The sequence below is a fragment of the Rhodococcus sp. 14-2496-1d genome, from assembly GCF_002259365.1.
GTDB lineage: Bacteria > Actinomycetota > Actinomycetes > Mycobacteriales > Mycobacteriaceae > Rhodococcoides.
The window spans coordinates 1-7,768 of sequence record NZ_NPFV01000045.1 but is presented as its reverse complement, the minus strand read 5'-3'; the positions used below and the strand labels follow the sequence as shown (position 1 = coordinate 7,768).

General features: G+C 63.8%; 13 protein-coding genes. All 13 read left to right on the top strand.

Annotated elements, in window-relative coordinates; all coding sequences use genetic code 11:
• Positions 1 to 1,006 (top strand): hypothetical protein (locus tag CH296_RS29245; RefSeq protein WP_179277865.1); only part of this gene is annotated, 1,006 nt, incomplete at its 5' end.
• Positions 1,007 to 1,009: 3 nt separating this feature from the next.
• The gene (locus CH296_RS29240) at positions 1,010 to 1,186 is read left to right on the top strand and encodes a hypothetical protein (RefSeq protein ID WP_176460800.1); all 177 of its coding nucleotides are present in this window, start codon (positions 1,010 to 1,012) and stop codon (positions 1,184 to 1,186) included.
• Between the two features lie 3 nt (positions 1,187 to 1,189).
• Positions 1,190 to 1,912 carry a hypothetical protein gene (locus CH296_RS28260; protein ID WP_094650255.1) on the top strand — a complete coding sequence of 241 codons (723 nt, stop codon included), beginning with the start codon at positions 1,190 to 1,192 and terminating at the stop codon, positions 1,910 to 1,912.
• Positions 1,912 to 2,244 (top strand): hypothetical protein, encoded by a 333-nt coding sequence (locus CH296_RS28255; RefSeq protein ID WP_094650253.1) that lies wholly within the window; start codon positions 1,912 to 1,914, stop codon positions 2,242 to 2,244. Before CH296_RS28260 ends, CH296_RS28255 begins: the two co-directional genes overlap by 1 nt.
• Positions 2,241 to 3,062, top strand: a complete 822-nt coding sequence (locus tag CH296_RS28250) for a hypothetical protein (protein WP_094686275.1) — start codon at positions 2,241 to 2,243, stop codon at positions 3,060 to 3,062. Before CH296_RS28255 ends, CH296_RS28250 begins: the two co-directional genes overlap by 4 nt.
• Complete coding sequence (locus tag CH296_RS28245; RefSeq protein ID WP_094686274.1) at positions 3,059 to 3,895, top strand: hypothetical protein; 837 nt, start codon at positions 3,059 to 3,061, stop codon at positions 3,893 to 3,895. The genes CH296_RS28250 and CH296_RS28245 overlap by 4 nt, the downstream gene beginning before the upstream one ends.
• A complete protein-coding gene (locus CH296_RS28240) occupies positions 3,892 to 4,452 on the top strand; it encodes a hypothetical protein (RefSeq protein ID WP_143546466.1) in 561 nt (186 codons plus the stop codon). Before CH296_RS28245 ends, CH296_RS28240 begins: the two co-directional genes overlap by 4 nt.
• Entirely contained in the window at positions 4,449 to 5,033 is a 585-nt protein-coding gene (locus CH296_RS28235; RefSeq protein WP_094686272.1) for a hypothetical protein, read from the top strand. Before CH296_RS28240 ends, CH296_RS28235 begins: the two co-directional genes overlap by 4 nt.
• Positions 5,033 to 5,494 (top strand): ASCH domain-containing protein, encoded by a 462-nt coding sequence (locus tag CH296_RS28230; protein ID WP_094686271.1) that lies wholly within the window; start codon positions 5,033 to 5,035, stop codon positions 5,492 to 5,494. Before CH296_RS28235 ends, CH296_RS28230 begins: the two co-directional genes overlap by 1 nt.
• Positions 5,491 to 6,132, top strand: coding sequence for a site-specific DNA-methyltransferase (locus CH296_RS28225; RefSeq protein WP_094650243.1), 642 nt, complete (start codon positions 5,491 to 5,493; stop codon positions 6,130 to 6,132). Before CH296_RS28230 ends, CH296_RS28225 begins: the two co-directional genes overlap by 4 nt.
• A gap of 402 nt (positions 6,133 to 6,534) precedes the next feature.
• Entirely contained in the window at positions 6,535 to 7,212 is a 678-nt protein-coding gene (locus tag CH296_RS28220) for a hypothetical protein (RefSeq protein WP_094686270.1), read from the top strand.
• Entirely contained in the window at positions 7,209 to 7,346 is a 138-nt protein-coding gene (locus CH296_RS29235) for a hypothetical protein (protein ID WP_179277864.1), read from the top strand. Before CH296_RS28220 ends, CH296_RS29235 begins: the two co-directional genes overlap by 4 nt.
• Positions 7,343 to 7,516 (top strand): hypothetical protein, encoded by a 174-nt coding sequence (locus CH296_RS29230; protein ID WP_179277863.1) that lies wholly within the window; start codon positions 7,343 to 7,345, stop codon positions 7,514 to 7,516. Before CH296_RS29235 ends, CH296_RS29230 begins: the two co-directional genes overlap by 4 nt.
• The last annotated feature ends 252 nt before the right edge of the window (positions 7,517 to 7,768 follow it).

Genomic DNA, 7,768 nt, shown 5'->3' with positions numbered 1-7,768 from the left:
GCAGAAGACCATCAAGGATCGGATCAAGTTGGCGAATGCGCCGCAGTTGGTGCGCGATCGCCTGGTTGCCCGTCAGGTGACGATCGAGGATGCGCTCGCGCTGACCGAGTTCGCAGACGACCAGCCGGTGTACGACCGCCTCGCTCTCTTTCTCGGTACCCCGAACTTCGCGTTCAACGTCGAGCAGGCACGCAAGGACAGGGACTGGCTCAAGCGCGAAGCGAAGATCGTGAAGGAGCTGACTGACAAAGGGATTCGTGTGGCCACCGACGACGCACTCGACGAGGAGGCCGACGCCGCTACCGATGCGGCGGAAACCGACCCCGCCGTCGTCACCTTCGATTGGATCGAAGCCCAGAACGAGGATGAGATTCCAGACGGTGCAGAGCGCGTCGCTCTGACCGACCGGAACGTCGAATCCGGGTACGTGTGGAAGTACAAGCAGTTCTTCCCCGGCTCCGGCGGTGACGACACCGACTCATCGGGCAAGCCGATCAAACCCGCCGTCGAGACGGGGGCGCAGGCACAGGCGCGGGAGGAGCGAGAGCGCAAGGCCAAGCTCGAAGAGGACCTGCGGACCGCGGCGACCGTGCACCGCCGTTTCCTCGCCAAGGCTGCCGCCGAAAGCAACTCCGACTTCGCTGTCCGGTGCCTACGCCTGTACGTCATGGACCGATCGACCCGATCTGGACTGACCAAATCCGCATCGATGGAACTGCTCGGCGTGCCACCGATGACGAAGGACGACGACGAGAACGACCACGCCGAGATCGAGCGCCACGTCAACAAGATGACCCTGCCGCAACTGGCGGTGTCTGCGTACCTACTGGACAAGGTTCTGCAGGAAGAGCACCTGGCCAACGCATTTCAGTGGCAGCGCGAACCGTACCCGGCGCTCGACGCTTGGCACCACGACCTCACCGAAGTGTTCGGCTACGAATACTCCGACGTCGAGCAGGGCCTGCTCGACGCACTCGATGCGGCCACGGCCAATGCGCAGGAGTAACCGGTGGACTCCGCCGCTCTCGCTGCCGCACAGCAGTGGTTCCTGTCCCTCCCACCGGAGCGGCAGGTCGGTATCCACCGCTACATCGCGGGCAAGGAAGCGGCCCCGCACACCGAAGTCGAAGGCCAGCTCGCCATCCCCATCCCCGGACAACGACACCACCGAGCAGGAAGGACGTAGACCATGACCGAAGTCGTCATCACCGTCGGCACTGCCGACCTCCGTGCGGCGCTCTCATCGGTTGTCGTGCACGCCGGCAACGACGAGCACCTCCCCACCTACACCCGTGTGCGGTTGCTCGTAGACCCCGTCAACCTGTGGGTCACGGCCACCGACCGGTTCTCGATGGGCCAGGCCATCGTCTCGATCTGGGAGCAGGTCGAACCAGGCCTCGCCACCATCGACGTGCTGCCGGAGGACGTGAAGAAGATCCTCTCGATCTTCAAGGCAGGCAAGGAGAAGGCCGACTCGGACGCCCCCGAATTCCAGGTCCGGATCGAGGCCGACGACGAGTTCGTCACCCTGATCGACTGCGCCGGGTTCGTCGACGGTCGCTCCTACAAAATCCCACGGCTTCCGCACGATGAGCAGTTCCTCGACATCCCGAAGCTGATCTCACGATCCCACCACGCGCCGCCGGTGTTGCTCGAGAACATGGCCGTCAACGGCACCGACCTCGCCCGCTTCGCCGTCGCAGCCAACGCGTACGTCAAGCCGCTGCTGATCGAGTCGCACACCGGATCCCGCGCCCTGTTGATCCGGGCAGGGGAGTCGTTCCTCGGAATGCTGTTGCCGCTGAACATCAGCGAGGACACCGAGGCCAGGAACAAGGAATGGGCCGTCGCGTGGTCGTCACGGCTACCGAACCCCGACCACATCAACAACCACGACGAGGCGGCGAGCTGATGTCCAACACCTTCAACGTATTCCGATACTCGATTCCCGTCGTTGGGCCTGAATTCTTCGTCCCGGTCTCACCGAACTCCGTGCTGCTGTCGGTCGCGGACTCGCGCACCGACCCTGGTCGGAAAGTCGACGTGTGGGTGCGGGTGCCGAAGTCCGATCGCTACGCCACCGAGACGGGACGGTACGCGGTGCTCTGCATCAGGGGCACCGGCCATGACGTGGAAGCCGAGGATGCACCCGAATTCCTCGGCACGGTCGTCACCGCTGTCGGTCTGGTGTGGCACGTCTTCTACCGCTTCGAGACCTCGACAGACGGGATGGCAATCCGATGAACAACCCACAGTCTCCGGCAACGCCGCCGGAATTCATCAGCACCTTCGTCGCCACGGACACCCCGGAGGCCGCCAGCGACATGAGAGTGATCATCACCTGCCGAGGAATCGGCGAACCGTACGGCACCAACAGCCTGTCCGGTGTCACGAAGAACTTGGACCCGAAGAAGTACCTGATCATCGAACTGGTGTGGTCGGCCGCGTTCGGGCCGGTACCGCGCTGGGACGGAGACAGTTTCACTGTCAACGTCCTTCACGCCGAACACGCGCTGCTGGGGCTGATCGCGAAGTACCCGGGCGCGATCCTCCTCGGGTACTCCGGCGGCGCGCAGGTTGCCGGGAATGTCGCGGCCCAGATCGGCGAAGGTTGGCACCCGGCGTTGACGATTCGCGCGGTCGTTCTGATCTCCGATCCCTCCCGCCACACGAGTCAGATCATCGGCGTCAACCGCGGCGGGCAAGGCATCCTCGGGGGCCGCTACATCAAGTCCGACCGGTTCCAGGTGCTGCAGTTCTCGGCACCCGGCGACCCGATCTCCGAACTCCCGGAAGGCAATGCCCTCGCCGACCTCGCGCAGCTGATCACCAGTCTGTCGCTCGTCGACGTCCCGGCCTGGATGGAGGACCTCCGCCGTAAGGCACTCGCCGGTGCGCTGAAGTTCTGGCAACGGTCTGGCGTCGACTGGTGGAACGCCTACAAGTGGTCCCTCGGCTACACCGCACACGGCCGCCACACCTGCTACCTCCACGAGAAGATGCAGGGCGAGTCCGTCACCTACGCCGAGCGCGCCGCCACCATGATCGCGGGTGTCCGATGAAGAGGTTCAGCACACTCACCGTCTGGCGGCACGGCAACAACGAACGCACCCAGAATCCGAAGGCCGGCGAATTGGTGAACTGGCGCGGATGGATCGACGTACGAAGCAGCGAGAGCGACAAAGCCCGTTCGCTGGCATCCGGTCAGATTCAGATCGTGCTCGCACGCAAAGGATTCAACCTCTTCAGCGCCCGCCTCCACGTCGGGACCCTCGGCTCCGAGACCCCCTTCGACGGCGACCTGCAGATAGGTGGCGCAGCTGTCTACTGGGGCATTGGCAACGGCCGCAAACTCGCCCAGTGGCTGACCCACGTCACCGGCGACAAGCACGAGTACGACGGCCGCGACATCGCCTTGACGATCACCGATGGTGGTGCCCTCTCGTGGGACCTGTGGGTTCACCGTGACCGCACCGAACGCGACGAATTCGCTGCATGGCGCGACCAGTACATCAACATCAACCTGCTCGACCGGATCTGGGGACCGAAGCGATACGACTACGCCAACCTCGAAACGGCTGCCTTCGTAATCGATATGCCGGAAGGCTCCTACCCCGTCGTCGCTACCGTGCAGCGCCAAACGTACAGCCGCACCAGGTCTCGCCGCATCATCGAGCAGAAGCTGATCCTTGACGTCCACTCCCGTCACGGCGTTCCGTATCGGTACGACTCTTCGGGCGGATTCAAAGGCGACCGAGTCCATGGATTCAGCCTCCCGTTCAAGATGCCCCGCAAGAAGGACTGGCAGGTTGACGCCAAGGCGGCGATCACCGGATGGGTGTACCAGCGCAGGGCCGAAACAGGATTCCGCACCGCACAGGAGCAGTCGTCATGACCCAAGACCATAAGACCCCCGCAGGCGCACCAGACCTTGACCCAGAAGAGTTGATCGCCAAGGCGGTCAACGCCCTCATCGATCGCCAGCGGATATTCGACAACGGCATCGCCAACAAGTTGACGGGCGAGCAGGTCGCCGACGAAGTCCTGATGGAGCTGCGCAGCAATGGCTGCTCGATCTCGACGCCACAACGATTCACGCCGACACCCGCCGACTTCGCATTCACTGCGTACGGAGTCAGCCTCTCCGAACTCGGCGAAGACAGCGACAGCATGATCGCACTCGGCCACGTCGAGCCACGCCGAATGTTGGCCGCTCTCAACAAGTACTGGCGCAAGTTCTGCGGACTGGACTACGCGGACATCAAGTGGGCGTTCGAGGACACTGTCGGGTCGACTCAGGTCAAACATCGGTGGGTTCAGTTCACCAGAAATCCTCACGCCGACGGTGGGGACTTCGAGTTCGAGTGGATGGCGTGGCCCGCCCCGGCCCCGAACCCCGGCGACCCCTACCGCTTCGACATCGCTACCCCCGTAACGAGGTGGGAAGCATGACCTGGCCCGTAACACACGTCTACCGCAGCACCGCAACTGATCTGGTCGAGGCACTGACTCTGGCAGAGACGCGCCGCGCGAACTTCAAAGCCGAGTGCGACGACTGGGCAGACACCTATCCGATGGACTCCGCCGACCGCGACTACCAGGTCCGCTACGACGGCGTCACCCTGGACCGATGGTTCGCGGGATTCGAGTATGTCGAGGGTGACGACACCAAGTACCGGCGTAAGGCCGCCGAGGCACCGCACCCGGGTTGGAAGTTCAACCGCCGCATCGGATGTTGGGTAGCAGATACCCGAACCGAAGCAGGTAAGGCACTCGGCCGGTCGATGCCGTACGTGAGAGGTCCCGCTTCGATCACGGAGCGCATGACGGGACTGTCCACGATGATCGTCGTTGGTACCACCGAGCGCGGTGAATTCCGTTGCACGTCAGCAGACATCACTGTAGCCGATGGCGTTGTCACAGCCGCTTGCCCGGGTGATCCGTTCAGTCGAAATGGTGTGCCGAGTGACAAGTTCACCGGCTACTGGACACCAATGAAGCTGTCCGATTACTACGTCGAACAGGGGCTGTGATGAAGGCACTCACTGTTCAGCAGCCGTGGGCATGGGCAATCATGCACGGCGGCAAAACCATCGAGAACCGCACACAGAACTGGAAGTACCGCGGCCCCCTCGCTATCCACGCGGGCGCGAGGTGGTCCGACCGGGGCGCAGTCAGTGAAGTTGTCGACGACGCTTGGGCTAAGCACGGCGGCGGCCGCGTTCGCTGGGACCGCTTGGGATTCCCCATGGGCGCGATCGTCGGCGTCGTCGATCTTGTCGACGTCCACCCCGAGTCCGGATGCTGCACGCCGTGGGGCGAGTCCGCGTACGTCGAGCACGGGGGCCGTGAGCGCCGACGCATCGTGCACCTGGTCCTGGAGAACCCGCGTCCGCTGCCTGCGCCGTACCCGTGCAGTGGGGCGCTCGGCTTGTGGACGCCGCCGCAGGACATCGTCGACCACCTCGTCGCTGAAAGCGCAGGCCTCGGATGAATCCCTACTACCAGGACGACCTGGTCACCCTGTACCACGGCGACTGCCTGCAGCTTGAGGAATGGCTCATCGCCGACGTCCTCGTCACCGACCCTCCATATGGGTCCGACTCGACGACCTACGGATACGGCAGACGGCAGAACAACGGCGACGGTACACAACGCGAGGGAAAACAGATCGCGAACGATTGGTCGACTGACGCCCGCGACTCCGTTCTCGCGCGCTGGGGTGCCCGACCAGCCCTCGTGTTCGCTAGTCCTCGGCTGCCGGAGCCTCCGGGAGAATGGTCCGACCGGCTTGTCTGGGACAAAAAACGCCCGGGCATGAATGGCGGGCCATGGCGGTACAGGCACGAATCTATCTACGTAACTGCCGGATTCGTGCGCACCTCCAATGAGTCCATGTCAATTCTTACGGCGTGGCCCGACCAGAAGGACCATATTCACGCGAAGCCGCTCACGCTGATGACCTCACTCGTTGGGTGCGCACCCGAGGGCGTCATCGCCGACCCGTTCGCAGGGTCCGGGACGACACTCGTCGCTGCCGCCAACCTTGGCCGCCGAGCGATTGGTATCGAGATCGAAGAACGGTACTGCGAGCTCCTCGCCGGTCGGCTCGCGCAGGGGGCGCTGCTGTGAGCGCGGGGCAGCGGCCGCGCACACCGGTTCACTTCCCGAGCATGAAGGTCCGCGGGTACCGCAGGCGAGCCCGCGCAGCCGAGTTCAAGTATCGACACTCCCCCCGTCGGTACTTGACGTCGAGCGTCCTCCCAGACCCCCCGCTCCGGAGTGAAGTACTGCAAGCGCTGCGACGGCTCGCGGCGAGCAGCCAGAGTGCGGCCGCCGGTTTTCGTTACGTCGGGTCTCAACTGCACGCAGACTCTTCCAACGACGGGACCCCGACATGTGGCTGATTTTTGTCGCCGCCGCGGCGCTTGCGGTGTACGGGATCGGGTGGGCCATTCTCCGTGAACCAGATTCGGCTCGCGCCCGTGGCTATCCCTGGAATTCTCCCGAAGCTCGAATCTTGAGAGGTGACCTGTGACAAACGCACTGGTGTTCTTGGACACGGAAACGACTGGCCTGCATCATGACCGGCGGCCGTGGGAGATCGCGTTGATCCGTCGCGAACCGAACGACGACACGACTGCGCTGCACGTGTTCGTGTCCGACGTGGATCTGTCATCGGCCGAGCTGATGGGGTTGAACGTCGGGCATTTCTACGACAACCATCCGTCGTTCCGCACCGACGCCCCGCGGCAACTCCCCACGGGAGATGAGCAGCTCCAGATAGGACCGGTCGCGTGGTTGGCGACAGAAGCGAAGGCTGCGGTGCTGGTCGAGCGGATCACTCGCGGCGCGACGATCGTTGGCAACAACCCGACGTTCGATGTCGAGGTGCTGGCCGCGATGCTGCGTCGCCACAAACTGTGTCCGGCATGGCATTACCACCCGATCGATGTCGTGTCGCAGGCCCTCGGATTCCTGAGTGTCCTCAACCTGAAGGTGTTAGGGGACTTGCTCGCGCCCGAGCTCGCCGAGGATCTGACGCCGCCGTTGAAGTCGGACAAACTCTCGAAGCTCTGTGGCGTCACACCACCCGAGGGGGACGAGCGGCATACGGCGATCGGTGACGCCCGGTGGGTGCAGCGGTGGTACGACCGGCTGAGCAATCCGTTCGAGGATGCCGACGCGCCCGAATCGGAGCAACCGCAGTGAGCCGCGCCGAGATCGGTTCGGTCGCGGTGGCGTTGGGTCTGGCGACGTCGGCGGTGTTTTTCGTCGCGTTCCGTGTGACGTCGGCGGCTGTGGCGTTCGGCGAGGTGTATCTCGAGCGTCGGGGCCGAACGTGATCCGGCCGTTCCTCGAACGCGGGATGAAGGGCTGGAAGATCACCTGCGATTCGTGCGGGAAGGTCGCCAACTTCTACGTCGACACCGCGCGCGAGGCGTTCGACCTTGCCCGCCGGCACTCGTGGATCAAGAGCAGAAGCCGCGATCTCTGCCCCGACCACCCGTCCTGACCGAAGGAGAAGCCAATGCGTGTATTCGCCAGGGCACCGCCCCTTAACCATTAATCGTCCCGCCACCGTTGTTTCCGTTCTCCGACAAAGGATGTCCGTTGCCGTTCTTCCAGCTGGTCGACGAGTTGTCCAACAACCGCAAGATCAAGGCGCTGTTGGATCCCACACTCGACGGCGACATGTCTGGGTGCGCAGCGTTCACCGTGTGGTCGATCTCCGGCACCACCTCTCAGGCAGCGGGTAGCGATGGGG